The sequence below is a fragment of the Gluconacetobacter entanii genome (genome assembly GCF_003206495.1).
Lineage (GTDB): Bacteria > Pseudomonadota > Alphaproteobacteria > Acetobacterales > Acetobacteraceae > Novacetimonas > Novacetimonas entanii.
Genome location: NZ_NKUF01000003.1, coordinates 119,735 through 133,409, shown reverse-complemented (window position 1 = coordinate 133,409; position 13,675 = coordinate 119,735). Strand labels below are relative to the sequence as shown.

Below are 13,675 nucleotides of genomic sequence, written 5' to 3'. Positions count from 1 at the left end.
GATCTGCCCATCGCGATGAACTTCGCCGGACGTGAAACATTTACATTACACGCATGGACGCCAGCGGCCGACAGGCCCCATGCGACACACCAACTGAAGGAGCGCAAGATATGGACCTGTTACGCTGGACCATCACCTTCCTCGTCCTGGCCCTGATCGCTGCGGTTTTCGGGTTTGGCGGGATTTCATCGACCTTCGCCTATTTCGGGAAGGTCCTGTTCTTCATCTTCATCATACTGTTCGTCATTGGATTGTTTTTCGGCCGCGGCCGCGGAAGCGTCCCTTGACCTTCAGCCCACGTGGCACAAGCCACAGCAGCATGAAGGCATAAAGGCCGCTTAGCGCGGTCATGGAGACCGGCAGCCATACGATCAGGTAGGTCGGGGCGTCACATGGCTTGGCCGGGCGTGCAGGCATCGAGGCCAGCCGTTCGGCAAAGGTGCCGCCGTGGAAGGTGGGGGCCCGGCATTCCGGCAGCGGGCTGGGCCACCATCCCTGCTCCACCCCGACATGCAGGACCGACAGCCCGCATGAGACCAGCAGCACCGGCATGCAGCACCACAGCACGGGACGGGCGGCGTCACGGGGCAGCACCATCGCCCCGATCCCCAGACCCACCAGCACGCGATAGGGCCATCTTTCCCACAGGCACAACCCGCACGGGACATGGCCCAGCGCGTGCTCCGTCCACCATGCCAGAGCAAGCGCCAGCGAACCCGCCAGCGCCATCACAAATCCCGTGCCTCTCATCATGCCTTACGAAGAGACAGAAACGGGTGCCCCGTCAAGCGCCTGAAGGAAATCATTGGCCCAACTGACCGCTGTCGTGCGGCTGACTTCCTTCTCCAGCGCGATCCAGCGGGTCTGGCGTTCCGGGCGCTGCATCGTCAGCGCCTGGTGCAGCGCATCGGCAATTTCGTCCGTGTCGTAGGGATTGACCAGAATCGCCTCGTCCAGTTCGGGGGCGGCGCCGGCGAAATGCGACAGGATCAGCACACCCGGGTCCGCCGGGTCCTGGGCCGCGACATATTCCTTGGCCACCAGGTTCATCCCGTCACGCAGCGGGGTGATCAGCGCGACATCCGCCATGCGATAGAACCCGGCCAGCACATCGCGCGAGATCGGGCGGGTGATGTAGCGGATCGGCGTCCAGTCGAATTCGGAATAGGCCCCGTTGATCCGTCCCGTCAGTTCGTCAAGCTGGCAGCGCAACTGGCGGTATTCCTCCACATTCCCGCGTGAGATCGGGGCGACCTGCAGGAACGTGACCCTGCCGCGATGTTCGGGATAGCGCGACAGCAGCGCCTCGTACCCCTTGAAGCGTTCGGGCAGGCCCTTAGAATAATCCAGCCGGTCCACACCCAGCACCAGTTGCGCCCCGCGCAGGCTGTCACGCAGGCGACTGACCTCCGGCCCTTCCATGCTGGCTTCGGCCTGCGCGCGGAATTCCACCGGGTCGATGCCGATCGGGAATGCCTGCCCGCGTTCGGCCATGTGGTTCATGCGCAGCGCGTGGTTGAGGTTTTCCGCATCCTCGGGCGTCTGCACGCCGACAAGGTCATAACTCTGCATGTCCTCAAGCAGCAGTTCCGCACCCGGCAGGGCGCGCACCAGGCTCCATGGCGGGAACGGGATATGCAGGAAGAAGCCGATCCGGCACTTCACCCCGAGGTCACGCAGCGCCTGCCCAAGGGGGAACAGGTGATAGTCATGGATCCAGATCGTGTCGTCAGGCCGCAGGAGCGGCCGCAGCGTGCGCGCGAACATCGCGTTGACGCCAAGATACATTTCCCAGTCCATGCGGGAATAGTTCATCAGCCCGACACGGTAATGGAACAGCGGCCACAGGATGCCGTTGGAGAAATTCTGGTAGAACCCGGCATGCTGCGCGCGGGTCAGGTCTATGGTGGCATAGGTGACGTTCTTCACCTGGTCGATGCTGGGTGTGGGATCGCCATCCATATGGTCCACCTGCCGCCCGGACCAGCCGAACCACAGGGCGTCCCCTTCGCGCAGCGCATCCTTCAGCCCGACGGCAAGGCCCCCTGCGGGCTGGTTGCGATCACGCGGGGCGGGAACGCGGTTCGATACGATAATCAGGCGCCCCATGCGTCATCCCCCCCACATGCCAGCGTCCCGAGCCACGCCCGCACGGCGGCGGGGTCGGCAAAGTCGCGCGGGATGCGCAGGCCGATCCCGCCCAGCGCAACCGCCGCGCGGATCCCGTCCTCGTCCGTTACGTCATCGCCGATGAACACCGGGTAACGCCCCGCGAACGGCGCGGCCTTCATCAGGTCGCGCACCGCATGGCCCTTGTCGATGCCGGCGGGACGGATTTCCCACGCCATCTTGGCCTCCTGCACATGAAAGCGCGGGTCCGACGCCACCCAGCCATCGGCAACCTCACGCAGGGCCGGGCCGGCATCGGGCGCGCCCCGGAAATGCAGGACGACGGCCGCCTTCTTGCGCTCGATCCGCACGCCGGGATATTTCGCCGCCAGCGCATCCGCCTGCGCCAGCCACGCGGACGGCACGGCGGGCAGGTTGGCGCGGTGGATGATGCCGCCGGGACTGCGCCGCACGGCGATGCCATGTTCCCCCGCCACGGCATAGGGCACATCGCCCAGGAAAAAATCGATCTGTTCAATGGGGCGGCCCGAAATGACCGCCACCGCGTCCGCGCATTTCGCCCGCAACCGCCGCAGGCTCGCCAGCAGCCCGGCCTGTACCTTCACCGATTCGGGCGTTGGCGCGATTTCCACCAGCGTACCATCGAAATCCAGCAGGAACGCGGTCTTGTCGGGAGGGGGCATGTCGCCGTGGCCAGGCAGGGAAGACATCAGGCTCATAATGGTTCAGACCTCCGGGAAACCGAACGGGCAGGGATATCGACGCAAGGGCGGGGAACGGCGACGCCGGTTCCCCGTTTTACGTGGCGTCGGGGTATGCTTGCATATCAATGCAGCAAGAGTGGGGCAGCGGCCGAACCATCCTCGGCCGCCGGTGGCGGGGCGGGTACCGGCGCGGCCGGACGCGCCACGGGCTGCGGTGGCGGCAGCATGGGTGGTGGCGGCGGCAGGGCCGTCGTCCCCTGCGGCGGCGGGGCGGCCGCGGTCACGGGGGCCGGTGCCGTGGACTCCGCACCGGGCGTCACGGGTGGCGCGGCCTGCTGCTGCTGCACCACGGCAAGCGGCGGCGGGATGGGGGCGACATCCGCCCCGCCACACCCGACGACCTGCACGTCGTAAAGCGGGTTCTGGAAGACGCCGAGTGCCGGTTCCTGACGCAGCATCCAGCCATCGAACGGCATCATCCCCTCATGCGCATCATGCACCGAAAGCCACGCGGCCGTGTCGGCGGCCAGCGTCGGCGGCCGTTCGAGGCAGGCGCGCGCATGCAGCGTCAGGCTCTTGTAGGTCGCATCCTGCCCGGCGGGGATATCGAGGACCTGCACATGGGCATCAAGCTTGTCGAGGATCCGCACCACCGCGCTCCCGCGGCCCTTCCACGTGTCGGGCGGGTACATCGCGGGCGGCGGCAGCCATTGCGGCGCATCGGCACGGGCAACAGGAACCCAAGGGGCCGCAACCCCGCCCAGCAGGGAAACGGCAAGGGCCGCGGCACGCATCTGTCGCCTCATGCGTGGGGACTCCGCATCCTGTGGACCAGTTCGATCAGGATACGCCGCATCTGCGCCTCATCCACACCCATCAGGATCGCATCCTCGAACGCATCGCGCATGACATCATGCAGTTCGACATAGTTTTCACGCAGCACCAGCAGTTTCTCACGGCACGACACAGGCTCCCCGTCGCGCTGGGGCCAGATCGTGGGAATGGCGTCGTCCTGGCTGTCACCCTGTCCCATCCTTATGGCTCCCTGCCCGATGCGGGCGCATCAGGTGGCGCAAGGGGCGCCGGGGCTGGCGCAGAAGCGGGGGCGGGCGTCGCCGGGGCGTCCGTCGCGCCGGACTGCTGCGCATGGGCGCGGGCCTGGTTGGCCTGCGTCAGGGTGTCGGTGACGGAGAAGATGAACTTGCTGAGCAACTGTTCAAGGCTGATGGAGCCCTGCGTCTCCCCGATCGTGGCGCCGGGTTTCAGCATCCTGTCATCCCCACCGGGGGAGAGCGCGATGTATTTCCCTCCAAGCAGGCTGTCGCTGGTGATGATGGCCGCCGTATCGTCGGGCAGCTTTATGTCCGGGCGCACCGTGAACGTCACGCCTGCGGCGAACGTCTTCGGGTTCACCCGTTCATCGACGACCTGCCCCACCGTGATCCCGGCAAGGCGCACGTCCGAACCGACGGCAAGCCCGTCGATATGCGCGAATGTCGCATTCAGGCGGTATCCGCTTTCGGCCGGGCGTCCCTTGTCGATCACGGCATAGGCCAGAAAGCCGCCCAGCAGTGCAAGGACCGCGAACCCGGCCAGAAGATCCGCCGGTTTCCGTTCCGGACGTGCTGAAACCCCAGCAACCATGACGCGATGCTTTCCCAAAATCGATCAGCATCACCCATAACAGGTTATGCCGTGCGTTTCACCCTTCGGGGAACCATGCATCATAATCGCTGGTGGTTGAAGCCCGCTGTCCCCCGCGATAGTCGCTGCCGGGCGGGCGATAGGCGTCGGGGGTCCCGGTCTGGTTGGGCTGGTACGGGATCTGCCACGACCTGCGCGCGCTTTCAGGCAGGGGGGCGTCGTCGATATGGTGCAGCCATCCCCACCATTCCGGCGGGACGGCGGACGCATCCTCCCCCTTGTGATAGATGACCCAGCGTTCGTGCCGCTTCAGACCTCCACCGGTCCGGTTGGCCGTGCGGGCCTCATAATAGCACCGGCCATCGGCATCCTTGCCAACCAGCCGGCCCTTGAATCTGGTATAGATACGGGTGCCGAGATTTGCCATGGCCCGCAGCCTAGCGGCATTTCGCGCGAACACGGCGTCACATCTGCGGGATCACGCCCATATCGCGCAAGTAACGTCGCGACCTTCGTGCCCGTGACGGGCAACCGCCATGCCCGTTACCATCACCGGCGGCGTCATGCGCGCCATTCACACAAAGTTATCCCCCATATCCACGATATACAGTGGAATGTATAGTTGCGACTCCCCTCCGTGCGGGTTCCGGGGCGGTGACGCGCGGGGATAGACTGCCCCCATGACAGCACGAAGCCACTGGAACGGCGTTCGCATGCGTACCGTGCAGGCCGCCGCGGACCCCGACGATGCCCCCCGCACCGTCACACTTCCCGCCGATTGGGACGATACGGCGGCGGAGGCGCTTGCGCGGCTGACGCCGGGCCACCGTCCCGTCGATCTGGCGCACGAGGCGGCGCGATGGGTCGATGACCTGTGCGCGGGCGAGATCGCACGCCCCGTCATCGAACCGGTCGCGCGCTCGCTCTCCTGCCTGCTGCTGCTGCGCCAGGCCGCCCCGACGGAGGCGCTGTGGCACGGGCATTTCGACCGCAGGCCTGGATTCATCGTCAACCTCGCCGCGTTCGTGCATCCGGACATCGGCTTTCGCGCCGATGATTTCGTCGCGGCCCTGCGCCTGCTCGCCCGGGTGCTGCGCACCATCGCGCAGCAGAAGGCGGCGCTGCGCAACGGGGAACTGCCGCTCAACGACCCCGCCGCCCCGCCCGCCGCAGCCAGCGTGGACGACATGGCCGGCACGCGCACGATGGTCGCGGGGGAAATCCTGCTGACCAACCTTGACGCCTGCCTTGCGGGGCTGGGCCTCGATTATGACAGCGAGGGCGGGCGTGACGCGGCGTGCAGCCTTGTCGCGCTGGCAACGCTGGTGGCCCATGCGGGCGAGGGCGCGGACGCCCTGCCCCTGCCGCCCGTGCGCAGCATCGTCCCCGGCGTGAACCAGATCGCGCGTACCGTATGGCAGGATGCGGCGGTGGAAACCGAACATCCCATGGCGCGGGTGGAAACCGGGTTTTCCGCCCCCGGCCCGATCGACGCCCTGCTGGGGGTGGAGGCCTGCGGACTGGCCCCGGCCTTCTCCCCCCTGCGTCCCGACGGACGGCTGGCGACCAGCACGCTGTCGCGCCTGGCCTGCCGTGGCCTGACGCTGGAGGCCGCGTTCGCCGCCATGCTGGCGGGTGAGGTCGTCCTCCCCCTGCCCGATGCGTCCTCCCACCAGGCGATGTATCGCGCGCTGGCCGGTTTCATCGACCGCATGCCACCGCGCCCCGATTCCATGCGCGACACGCTGCAGACCCGCGCGGTGCTGGAACGTGGCGTGCGCCGCGCCTTGCCGCCGCGCCATGGCGGCTTCACGCAGAAGGCCAGCGTGGGTGGCCACCGGCTGTACCTGCGCACCGGCGAGTATGAGGACGGGACGCTGGGTGAAATCTCCATCACCCCCACGCGCGAAAGCCCGATGACGCGCGGCCTGATGGACAGCCTGGGACAGGCCGTCAGCATCGGCCTGCAATATGGCGCGCCACTGGAAATCTATGTCGATGCGTTTGCCTACAGCCATTTCGGCCCGGCCGGGACGGTGGAGGGCGACGCGGTTGCATCCTATGCGACATCCATGCTGGATTATGCGTTCCGGGCGCTGTCCGATGCCTATCTTGGCCGCAGGCTGCCTGATGCCCCGCATGAGGACAGCCTGACGCCGGCGCCATCGCCCATGCTGCCGCTGGACCTTCCGACACGGGACCAGCCGGCCCACGGGCGTTCGGGTGGCGACAATGACGAAACGCCGCCGCCGCGACGCGGCAGGCTGCGGCTGGTTGTATGACGGCGCATGCGCGCCATGGAAAACAGGAACTGAACCGATGTCCGCACATACCCCCGAAGACCGCCTCAAGCAGCTTGGCATCGTCCTGCCGACGCCCGCCGCACCGGTCGCCAACTATGTCGCCGCCGTCATCAGCGGCTCCTCCCTTGTCGTATCGGGGCAGCTTCCGCTGGTGGACGGGAAGCTGTATGCCAGCGGCAAGCTGGGCGACAGCGTGGCGGTCGAACTCGCGGTGGAAGCCGCACGCTACAGCATGATCAACGTCATCGCGCAGGTGAAGGCCGCCATCGGCGACCTGTCGCGCGTCAGGCGGGTCGTGCGGCTGGGTGGCTTCATCGCCTGCACGCCCGACTTCACGCAGCATGCCAGCGTCATGAATGGCGCATCCGACCTGTCCGTTGCCGTGTTCGGCGATGCGGGACGCCATGCGCGCTCCACCGTGGGCGTGCCGTCCCTGCCGCTGGATTCGGCAGTCGAGGTCGAGGGCCTGTTCGAAATCGCCTGATCCGTCCTCCCATCCCGGCCGCGCGCCTGTCTGCCCGTGCAAGGGGCGGCGGCACACCGTCATGGGGATCGTGCGATGCCTGACACCGACCCATCCGCAGGGCTGAGCCTGAGCCTGCACCGCCGCATCGCGGAAATCCCCGCGGCGCAGTGGGACCTGTGCGCGGGCGGGGACAACCCGTTCGTCAGCCATGCCTTCCTGTCCGCGCTGGAAGATAGCGGGTCGGTCGATGCGCGCACCGGATGGCTGCCGCAGCACGCCGTCCTGCGCACGGCGGACGGGTCGGTGGTGGCGGTGGCCCCGATGTATGCGAAATCCCATTCCTTCGGCGAATATGTGTTCGACCAGCAATGGGCCCGCGCGTTCGAGCAGGCGGGCGGGCAGTACTACCCAAAATTGCAGGTCGCCGTTCCCTTCTCCCCCGTGCCCGGCCCGCGCCTTTTGCTGCGCGCGGACCGGCGCGATGACCGGCCGCTTGCCCGCGCGCTGGTCGGTGCGCTGCGGCAGGCCTGCGGCGAACTGGGCCTGTCCTCCACCCATGTGACGTTCTGCGAACAGGGCGAATATGACCTGATGGGGGACGAAGGCTGGCTGCGGCGACTGGGGGTGCAGTATCACTGGGACAATCCCGGCTATGCCAGCTTTGACGATTTCCTCGACGCCCTTGCCTCGCGCAAGCGCAAGACGCTGCGGCGTGAACGGCGCGACGCCAATGGCTGCGGCCTGACGTTCGATGTGGTGCGCGGCCCCGACATTACCGAGGACCTGTGGGACCATTTCTACCGCTTCTATCTCTCCACCGTGGACCGCAAATGGGGCAGCGCCTATCTGCGCCGCCCGTTCTTCTCCCTCCTGTCGCAGCGGCTGGGCGCGCGGGTGGTGCTGATGATCGCGCGCCAGGACGGGACACCCGTGGCGGGCGCGCTGAACCTGATGGGGCGCGACACGCTGTATGGCCGCAACTGGGGCTGTGACCGGGGCGACTGGCCGTTCCTGCATTTCGAACTGTGCTACTACCGCGCGATGGACTTCGCCATCAGCCACGGCCTGCGCCGGGTGGAGGCGGGCGCGCAGGGGGAGCACAAGCTGCAGCGTGGCTATCGCCCCTGCCTGACCCATTCCGCGCACTGGATCGAACATCCCGGCCTGCGCCATGCGGTGGCGGAATTCCTGGAGCATGAACGCACCGCCGTCCTGGGCGAGATGGAGGTGCTCGACGCCATGACCCCCTACCGCACGCAAAGCTGAACATCCCCTGCGCCCCCACGGGTGATGCAGGTCATGCGCACGCCCGCCCCATGGTGATAGGATACGTCCCTGCGACCGCGCGTGCCCCGCACGCACGGACCTGACGATGAGGGAGGAATACCCGCCATGCATGCCATGAGACTGAACGCCCCGCATACCCCGTTGCAATGGACGGAACTGCCGGACCCCGAACCGGGACCGGGGCAGATCCGGGTCAAGGTCGGGGCCTGTGGCGTGTGCCGCACCGACCTGCATGTCGTCGATGCGGACCTGCCTTTCCCCGGCCATCCGCTGACACCGGGGCATGAGATCGTCGGGCGCATCGATGCACTCGGCCCCAATGTCACCGACCTGCATATCGGGCAGCGCGTCGGCATCCCATGGCTGGGCCATACGTGCGGGCACTGCCATTACTGCGACACCGGGCGGGAAAACCTGTGCGACCATCCGCTGTTCACCGGCTATACCCGCGATGGCGGTTACGCCACGATGGCAGTGGCGGATGCGCATTTCACCTTCCCCCTGCCCGATGGCACCGATGACGTGGCCACCGCGCCGCTGCTGTGCGCGGGCCTGATCGGGTGGCGTTCGCTGGTGATCGCGGGCAAGGACGCGCAGACCATCGGTCTGTACGGCTTTGGCGCCGCTGCCCACATCATCGCACAGGTCGCACTGTGGCAGGGGCGCAAGGTCTATGCCTTCACCCGGCCGGGCGATACGAAGACACAGCAATTCGCCCGTGACCTCGGCGCGACATGGGCGGGTGGATCGGATGAACTCCCGCCCGAGCAGCTTGACGCCACGATCATCTTCGCCCCCGTGGGCGCGCTGGTGCCTGCCGCGCTGAAGGCCGTGCACAAGGCCGGGCGCGTCGTGTGCGCGGGCATCCATATGAGCGAGATCCCGGCATTTTCGTACGACCTGCTGTGGGAGGAGCGGCAGCTTGTCTCGGTCGCGAACCTGACACGGCAGGACGGGATCGACTTCCTTGAACTCGTCCCCCGGGTGGGGGTGCGTACGACAACGACCCCCTATCCCCTGCGGGACGCCAACCGTGCGCTTGACGACCTGCGCCACGGGCGCTTCGAAGGGGCCGCCGTCCTGGTTCCTTAAGAACAACTCCCTGATAAAATAAACAAAAGTTCCCGGACGCCGCCTTTTTCCCAAAAAGGCGGCGTGCCCTTGGCGCTTTTTGACAAAAAACGTCACCAAAAACTTCCATTCATCAGCTTTCCCGGCCTGCACGACCTCCCCGCGCGAAAGGGGTGTTCGACAGGCTCCATCATTATTGCTGGCATTTCAGGCCATCTTTCTTTATGCACCCCCATTCCCCCATGACGCATGAAGGGCCGGCGGCCTCTCCTCCTGCGTCGCCCTGAATTTATCTGCCCGGATTGCTTCATCACATGTCGTTTCCTGAGACCCATCCCGCACTTCAACGCGCGCTGGACGAGCGGGGGTATGAAAACCCCACGCCCGTACAGACCGCAGTCCTCGACGTTGCCGCCGACGGGCGTGACCTCCTCGTCTCGGCCCAGACCGGGTCGGGCAAGACGGTCGCCTTTGGCCTGGCGATGGCCGATACGCTGCTGGGCGGTGACGAACGCCTTGGCCCGGCGGGTCCGCCGCTTGCGGTCATCATCGCGCCCACGCGCGAACTGGCCATGCAGGTCACGCGCGAACTGACGTGGCTTTATGCCCCTGCCGGCGCGCGCATCGTATCGTGCATCGGCGGGATGGACGCCCGGCGTGAGGCGCGTGCCCTGCAGATGGGTGCCCATATCGTCGTCGGCACGCCCGGACGCCTGTGCGATCACCTCTCACGCGGGCGTCTGGTGATGACGGACCTGCGGGTCGTCGTGCTCGACGAAGCGGACGAGATGCTTGACCTCGGCTTCCGCGACGAACTCGAACAACTGCTCGACGCGATGCCCAAGACGCGGCGCACGCTGCTGTTTTCCGCCACGATCGCGCGTGAGATCGCCTCGCTGGCCAAGCGTTACCAGCATGACGCCCTGCGCATCGACACCCTTTCGGGCAGCAAGCAGCACGCGGACATCGAATATCGCGCGCTGCTGACGGATGCGCGGGAAATCATTCCCTCGGTCGTCAACGTCCTGCGTGAAACCGACAGCCCGACGACGATGGTGTTCTGCGCCACGCGTGAACTGGTCCGCCACATGCAGTCGGCACTGGTGGAACGTGGTTTCTCCTCCGTTGCGCTGTCGGGCGAACTGGGGCAGGCCGAACGCACCCGCGCCATCGACAGCCTGCGCAAGGGGCAGGCCAGCGTCTGTGTCGCGACCGACGTGGCCGCGCGCGGCATCGACATCCCGGCACTTGCGCTGGTGGTGCATGCCTCCCTGCCGACCGACCCTGCCACCCTGCTGCACCGTTCGGGCCGGACCGGCCGTGCGGGGCGCAAGGGCGTGTGCGTGCTGATGGTGCCCGTCTCGCAGCGCCGCCGCGCCGAACGCCTGATGATGGGGGCCAAGATTTCGGCCACATGGTCCGCCGTGCCCAGCGCGGAAGAAATCCGCGTGCTCGACACGCAGCGCCTGCTGGCGGACCCGGCCCTGTCGGAAGAAGTGCCCGAGGCGGATCGCGAACTGATTTCGCGCCTGACCGAAGCCCATTCGCCCGAACAGTTGGCCGCGGCCCTGCTGCGCACCTATCGCGCGCACCTGCCGCAGCCGGAAAACGTGCGCCAGATCACGCCCGACAGCCGTCCGCCCCGCGCCGAAGGCCCGCGTGCCCCGCGTGAAAGCCGCGATTACGCCCCGCGCGAACCGGGGGAATGGTTCTCCATGAGTGTCGGGCGGCAGGACAAGGCCGACCCGAAATGGCTGGTGCCGCTGATCTGCCGCCTTGGCGGGGTGCGCAAGTCCGATATCGGCGCGATCCGCATTGCCGATACGCAGACGCTGTTCGAGATCGCACCGGATACGGCGGAAAAGTTCCGCTCCTGCATCGCTGCGATCGATAATGACGAGGTCCAGGTCGCCCCGGCCTCTGCGCCCGCCGGTGGTGCGGGTCCGCGCCGGGCACCGGGGCCGCGCGGTCCGCGTCCGCCCGCAGGTGGCCGTCGCCCGCGTCCCTTTGGCGGTGGTGGCGGGCATGGCGGCCCGCGCGGTGGCGCGCATGGTTCGTCGCGCAAGCGCAGCGCCCGCCCGGCCTGATCCCGCACATGACCGGTCCGGCCTGACGTCGGATCGGTCAAAAAAAGAAATGGCGCGTGTGCCGGTTTTTCCCCGGTACACGCGCCATTGTCATTTCAGGCCCCGTAACGTGCGGCCCGCCCCTAGCCCAAAGGCAAGGGAGGCAGGATATTACTGCCCACCACCCAGAAGGCTGTCCACGTCGGAACGCGTCTGGTTGCGCATGTTGTCCCAGTTCTGCCGCTCCGTATTGCCGGCATTGCGCAACTGGTCCATCTTCTGCTGTGGGGCATTGCGGATCGCATCAAGGCGATCGCGGCCAGCCTGCAGCTTTTCCTCACCCGCTTCACGGGCCCGGTCGAGGCGGCCGGTCGTGTCGTTGCGCAACTGGTCTTCCTTGTTCCGCAGCGCCTGCTCACGCTGCTGCATGCGCTCGTCGCTCTTCTCACGATAGTTCTGCAGACGGTTGTTCGCGCAATCCGTCGCATTCGCCGCACGACCGAGCACGTCCCAGCCCGGCGTGGAGGAATTCTGGCTGCAATCCGTGGCGTGTGCTGCAGGAGACATGGCCAGAACAGCACCGGACAGACTCGCTACAAGAAAAAAACGATTGAAATTCATTACTATCCTCATCAACTGCAAGATAAGCTGACCCGACAGGAAACAACCATGGACTTATGGCCGCATTTGGACGGAGTTGTGACAAAATCCCTTCCCGTCCCTTTTCACCTCACATAATCCTCCCCATCCCCCGATGGGAGTCCTCCTGACACATGGCTGCCTTTTCCGGGACACAGGGGGCGCAAAACCGGCCTGATCCGGTTATATTGAAAAATAGCATATTCATTAAAATATTGTGATGATATATACTGCGCATACGTTATTGAAAGTGACACATTTTCTTATCGCCATTCATGATGTTACGTCCTTCATGCGGCCACGGATGCGGATTTTGCGTCCACGGGCCATGCCGGTCCGGCCACAGCCACGTGGCCATGCCCGGTGTTATGCCCATGCGATGCGGTGACTGAGGCCATGTGGGACCAGCCCTACCTCGAGACGTGCTGCCGTTCGGCGCTGCACCGCCTATGCCTGAGCGCACAGGCAGGCCGCCCGGCGGACGTGCCCGACGCCCCCTGCCTGAAACGGATGGCGGGGATGGGCCTGGCCCTGCAGCGCGATGACGGACGGTTTGTAATTTCAGCAACGGGGACCACACGGCATTGCAGCGAAATCCTGAAACGGCCCTGACATGATCAGCCACGAAGACATCTGGCGGGCGCTGGATCTTCTGGCGACAGAACGTGGCATGACCCCATCTGGGCTGGCCCGCGCGGCAGGCCTGGACAGCACGACCTTCAACCCGTCCAAGCGCATGACACCCGCCGGGCGGCCACGCTGGCCCGGCACCGAAAGCCTGGCGCGCACGCTGTCGGCCACCGGCATCTCGCTAGAGGGGTTCGGGCGGCTGATGAACGGGCATGGGGACAGGCCGGGCGGGGCGCATCACGCGCATCTCAGGATCGTGCCATTTTCCGAGCTGGGACAGGCAGAACTGTTTGATGAATCCGGCCTGCCCTGTGGCGATCGGTGGGAGACATGGGATTTCCATGGCCTGGCGGACCATCACTCGTACGCCGTGCTGGTCGATTCCGACAACATGGAGCCTGTCTTTCGCAACGGGGCCGTCCTTGTCGTCTCCCCCACCGCCGCGATCCGGCAGCATGACCGGGTGCTGCTGCATGGCCCCGATTCCCACCCGTTCTGCGGGATCGTGACCGACCGCTGGCACGACGCCCTGCCGAGTGCGCCGCTGCATGAACGAATCCGCATCCGTGGCGTTGGGCGCATAGAGGGGGAAACCATCGAAATGGATGGCGACACGCGTGTTCACCGCATTGCGATGGCCTGCCTGTAACCCTTGTCGCCGGATCGGGCACGACAGCCGCGCAAAACAGGATGAATTCATGATCTTCCGGCTGACTTTTGGCAATTTTTACCTTA

General features: G+C 66.2%; 16 protein-coding genes. 8 read left to right on the top strand and 8 right to left on the bottom strand.

Going from position 1 to position 13,675, the window contains the following annotated elements:
• The first annotated feature begins 110 nt into the window (after positions 1-110).
• Entirely contained in the window at positions 111-287 is a 177-nt protein-coding gene (locus tag CFR72_RS02630) for a DUF1328 domain-containing protein (RefSeq protein ID WP_003617451.1), read from the top strand.
• On the opposite strand, the gene CFR72_RS02625 is transcribed toward CFR72_RS02630, so the two are convergent.
• The 7 genes from CFR72_RS02625 to CFR72_RS02595 all read right to left on the bottom strand — a co-directional run bounded on the left by CFR72_RS02625 (position 244) and on the right by CFR72_RS02595 (position 4,905).
• Positions 244-729: a disulfide bond formation protein B gene (locus CFR72_RS02625; RefSeq protein WP_110912498.1), complete on the bottom strand. Its 486-nt coding sequence runs from the start codon at positions 727-729 to the stop codon at positions 244-246. The genes CFR72_RS02630 and CFR72_RS02625 overlap by 44 nt on opposite strands.
• Before the next feature lie 27 nt (positions 730-756).
• On the bottom strand, positions 757-2,109 hold the full coding sequence (locus tag CFR72_RS02620; RefSeq protein WP_110912497.1) for an alpha,alpha-trehalose-phosphate synthase (UDP-forming): 1,353 nt from the start codon (positions 2,107-2,109) through the stop codon (positions 757-759).
• Complete coding sequence (gene otsB / locus CFR72_RS02615) at positions 2,097-2,849, bottom strand: trehalose-phosphatase (protein ID WP_110912496.1); 753 nt, start codon at positions 2,847-2,849, stop codon at positions 2,097-2,099. Before otsB ends, CFR72_RS02620 begins: the two co-directional genes overlap by 13 nt.
• A gap of 107 nt (positions 2,850-2,956) precedes the next feature.
• Positions 2,957-3,640 (bottom strand): DUF2155 domain-containing protein, encoded by a 684-nt coding sequence (locus tag CFR72_RS02610; RefSeq protein WP_110912495.1) that lies wholly within the window; start codon positions 3,638-3,640, stop codon positions 2,957-2,959.
• Positions 3,637-3,867, bottom strand: a complete 231-nt coding sequence (locus tag CFR72_RS02605) for a hypothetical protein (protein ID WP_110912494.1) — start codon at positions 3,865-3,867, stop codon at positions 3,637-3,639. The genes CFR72_RS02610 and CFR72_RS02605 overlap by 4 nt, the downstream gene beginning before the upstream one ends.
• 2 nt (positions 3,868-3,869) lie before the next feature.
• On the bottom strand, positions 3,870-4,478 hold the full coding sequence (gene mlaD / locus CFR72_RS02600) for an outer membrane lipid asymmetry maintenance protein MlaD (protein WP_110912493.1): 609 nt from the start codon (positions 4,476-4,478) through the stop codon (positions 3,870-3,872).
• A 58-nt stretch (positions 4,479-4,536) separates the two neighbouring features.
• Entirely contained in the window at positions 4,537-4,905 is a 369-nt protein-coding gene (locus CFR72_RS02595) for an NADH:ubiquinone oxidoreductase subunit NDUFA12 (RefSeq protein WP_110912492.1), read from the bottom strand.
• A gap of 286 nt (positions 4,906-5,191) precedes the next feature.
• On the opposite strand from CFR72_RS02595, the gene CFR72_RS02590 reads away from it, so the two are divergent.
• The 5 genes from CFR72_RS02590 (at position 5,192) to CFR72_RS02570 (ending at position 11,692) form a co-directional block, all read left to right on the top strand.
• On the top strand, positions 5,192-6,760 hold the full coding sequence (locus CFR72_RS02590) for a TSCPD domain-containing protein (protein WP_233044468.1): 1,569 nt from the start codon (positions 5,192-5,194) through the stop codon (positions 6,758-6,760).
• A 37-nt stretch (positions 6,761-6,797) separates the two neighbouring features.
• Positions 6,798-7,265 carry a RidA family protein gene (locus CFR72_RS02585; protein ID WP_110912490.1) on the top strand — a complete coding sequence of 156 codons (468 nt, stop codon included), beginning with the start codon at positions 6,798-6,800 and terminating at the stop codon, positions 7,263-7,265.
• A gap of 75 nt (positions 7,266-7,340) precedes the next feature.
• On the top strand, positions 7,341-8,513 hold the full coding sequence (locus CFR72_RS02580) for a GNAT family N-acetyltransferase (protein WP_167400281.1): 1,173 nt from the start codon (positions 7,341-7,343) through the stop codon (positions 8,511-8,513).
• Between the two features lie 126 nt (positions 8,514-8,639).
• Entirely contained in the window at positions 8,640-9,626 is a 987-nt protein-coding gene (locus CFR72_RS02575; RefSeq protein ID WP_110912489.1) for a zinc-dependent alcohol dehydrogenase family protein, read from the top strand.
• A gap of 293 nt (positions 9,627-9,919) precedes the next feature.
• Positions 9,920-11,692, top strand: a complete 1,773-nt coding sequence (locus CFR72_RS02570) for a DEAD/DEAH box helicase (protein WP_110912488.1) — start codon at positions 9,920-9,922, stop codon at positions 11,690-11,692.
• A gap of 150 nt (positions 11,693-11,842) precedes the next feature.
• On the opposite strand, the gene CFR72_RS02565 is transcribed toward CFR72_RS02570, so the two are convergent.
• Positions 11,843-12,238: a hypothetical protein gene (locus CFR72_RS02565; protein WP_227744598.1), complete on the bottom strand. Its 396-nt coding sequence runs from the start codon at positions 12,236-12,238 to the stop codon at positions 11,843-11,845.
• A 468-nt stretch (positions 12,239-12,706) separates the two neighbouring features.
• On the opposite strand from CFR72_RS02565, the gene CFR72_RS02560 reads away from it, so the two are divergent.
• The gene (locus tag CFR72_RS02560) at positions 12,707-12,922 is read left to right on the top strand and encodes a hypothetical protein (protein ID WP_110912549.1); all 216 of its coding nucleotides are present in this window, start codon (positions 12,707-12,709) and stop codon (positions 12,920-12,922) included.
• A 1-nt stretch (position 12,923) separates the two neighbouring features.
• Positions 12,924-13,589, top strand: coding sequence for a helix-turn-helix transcriptional regulator (locus CFR72_RS02555; RefSeq protein WP_110912486.1), 666 nt, complete (start codon positions 12,924-12,926; stop codon positions 13,587-13,589).
• Positions 13,590-13,675 lie beyond the last annotated feature (86 nt).

What these genes read in the sequence shown, in the direction of transcription:
- otsB (WP_110912496.1), bottom strand. Translation starts at nt 2,849, where the DNA reads ATGAGCCTGATGTCTTCCCTGCCTGGCCACGGCGACATGCCCCCTCCC.
- CFR72_RS02580 (WP_167400281.1), top strand. Translation starts at nt 7,341, where the DNA reads ATGCCTGACACCGACCCATCCGCAGGGCTGAGCCTGAGCCTGCACCGC.
- CFR72_RS02575 (WP_110912489.1), top strand. Translation starts at nt 8,640, where the DNA reads ATGCATGCCATGAGACTGAACGCCCCGCATACCCCGTTGCAATGGACG.
- CFR72_RS02590 (WP_233044468.1), top strand. Translation starts at nt 5,192, where the DNA reads ATGCGTACCGTGCAGGCCGCCGCGGACCCCGACGATGCCCCCCGCACC.
- CFR72_RS02625 (WP_110912498.1), bottom strand. Translation starts at nt 729, where the DNA reads ATGGCGCTGGCGGGTTCGCTGGCGCTTGCTCTGGCATGGTGGACGGAG.
- CFR72_RS02585 (WP_110912490.1), top strand. Translation starts at nt 6,798, where the DNA reads ATGTCCGCACATACCCCCGAAGACCGCCTCAAGCAGCTTGGCATCGTC.
- CFR72_RS02555 (WP_110912486.1), top strand. Translation starts at nt 12,924, where the DNA reads ATGATCAGCCACGAAGACATCTGGCGGGCGCTGGATCTTCTGGCGACA.
- CFR72_RS02630 (WP_003617451.1), top strand. Translation starts at nt 111, where the DNA reads ATGGACCTGTTACGCTGGACCATCACCTTCCTCGTCCTGGCCCTGATC.
- CFR72_RS02620 (WP_110912497.1), bottom strand. Translation starts at nt 2,109, where the DNA reads ATGGGGCGCCTGATTATCGTATCGAACCGCGTTCCCGCCCCGCGTGAT.
- CFR72_RS02560 (WP_110912549.1), top strand. Translation starts at nt 12,707, where the DNA reads ATGTGGGACCAGCCCTACCTCGAGACGTGCTGCCGTTCGGCGCTGCAC.
- CFR72_RS02605 (WP_110912494.1), bottom strand. Translation starts at nt 3,867, where the DNA reads ATGGGACAGGGTGACAGCCAGGACGACGCCATTCCCACGATCTGGCCC.
- CFR72_RS02610 (WP_110912495.1), bottom strand. Translation starts at nt 3,640, where the DNA reads ATGAGGCGACAGATGCGTGCCGCGGCCCTTGCCGTTTCCCTGCTGGGC.
- CFR72_RS02595 (WP_110912492.1), bottom strand. Translation starts at nt 4,905, where the DNA reads ATGGCAAATCTCGGCACCCGTATCTATACCAGATTCAAGGGCCGGCTG.
- mlaD (WP_110912493.1), bottom strand. Translation starts at nt 4,478, where the DNA reads ATGGTTGCTGGGGTTTCAGCACGTCCGGAACGGAAACCGGCGGATCTT.
- CFR72_RS02570 (WP_110912488.1), top strand. Translation starts at nt 9,920, where the DNA reads ATGTCGTTTCCTGAGACCCATCCCGCACTTCAACGCGCGCTGGACGAG.
- CFR72_RS02565 (WP_227744598.1), bottom strand. Translation starts at nt 12,238, where the DNA reads ATGTCTCCTGCAGCACACGCCACGGATTGCAGCCAGAATTCCTCCACG.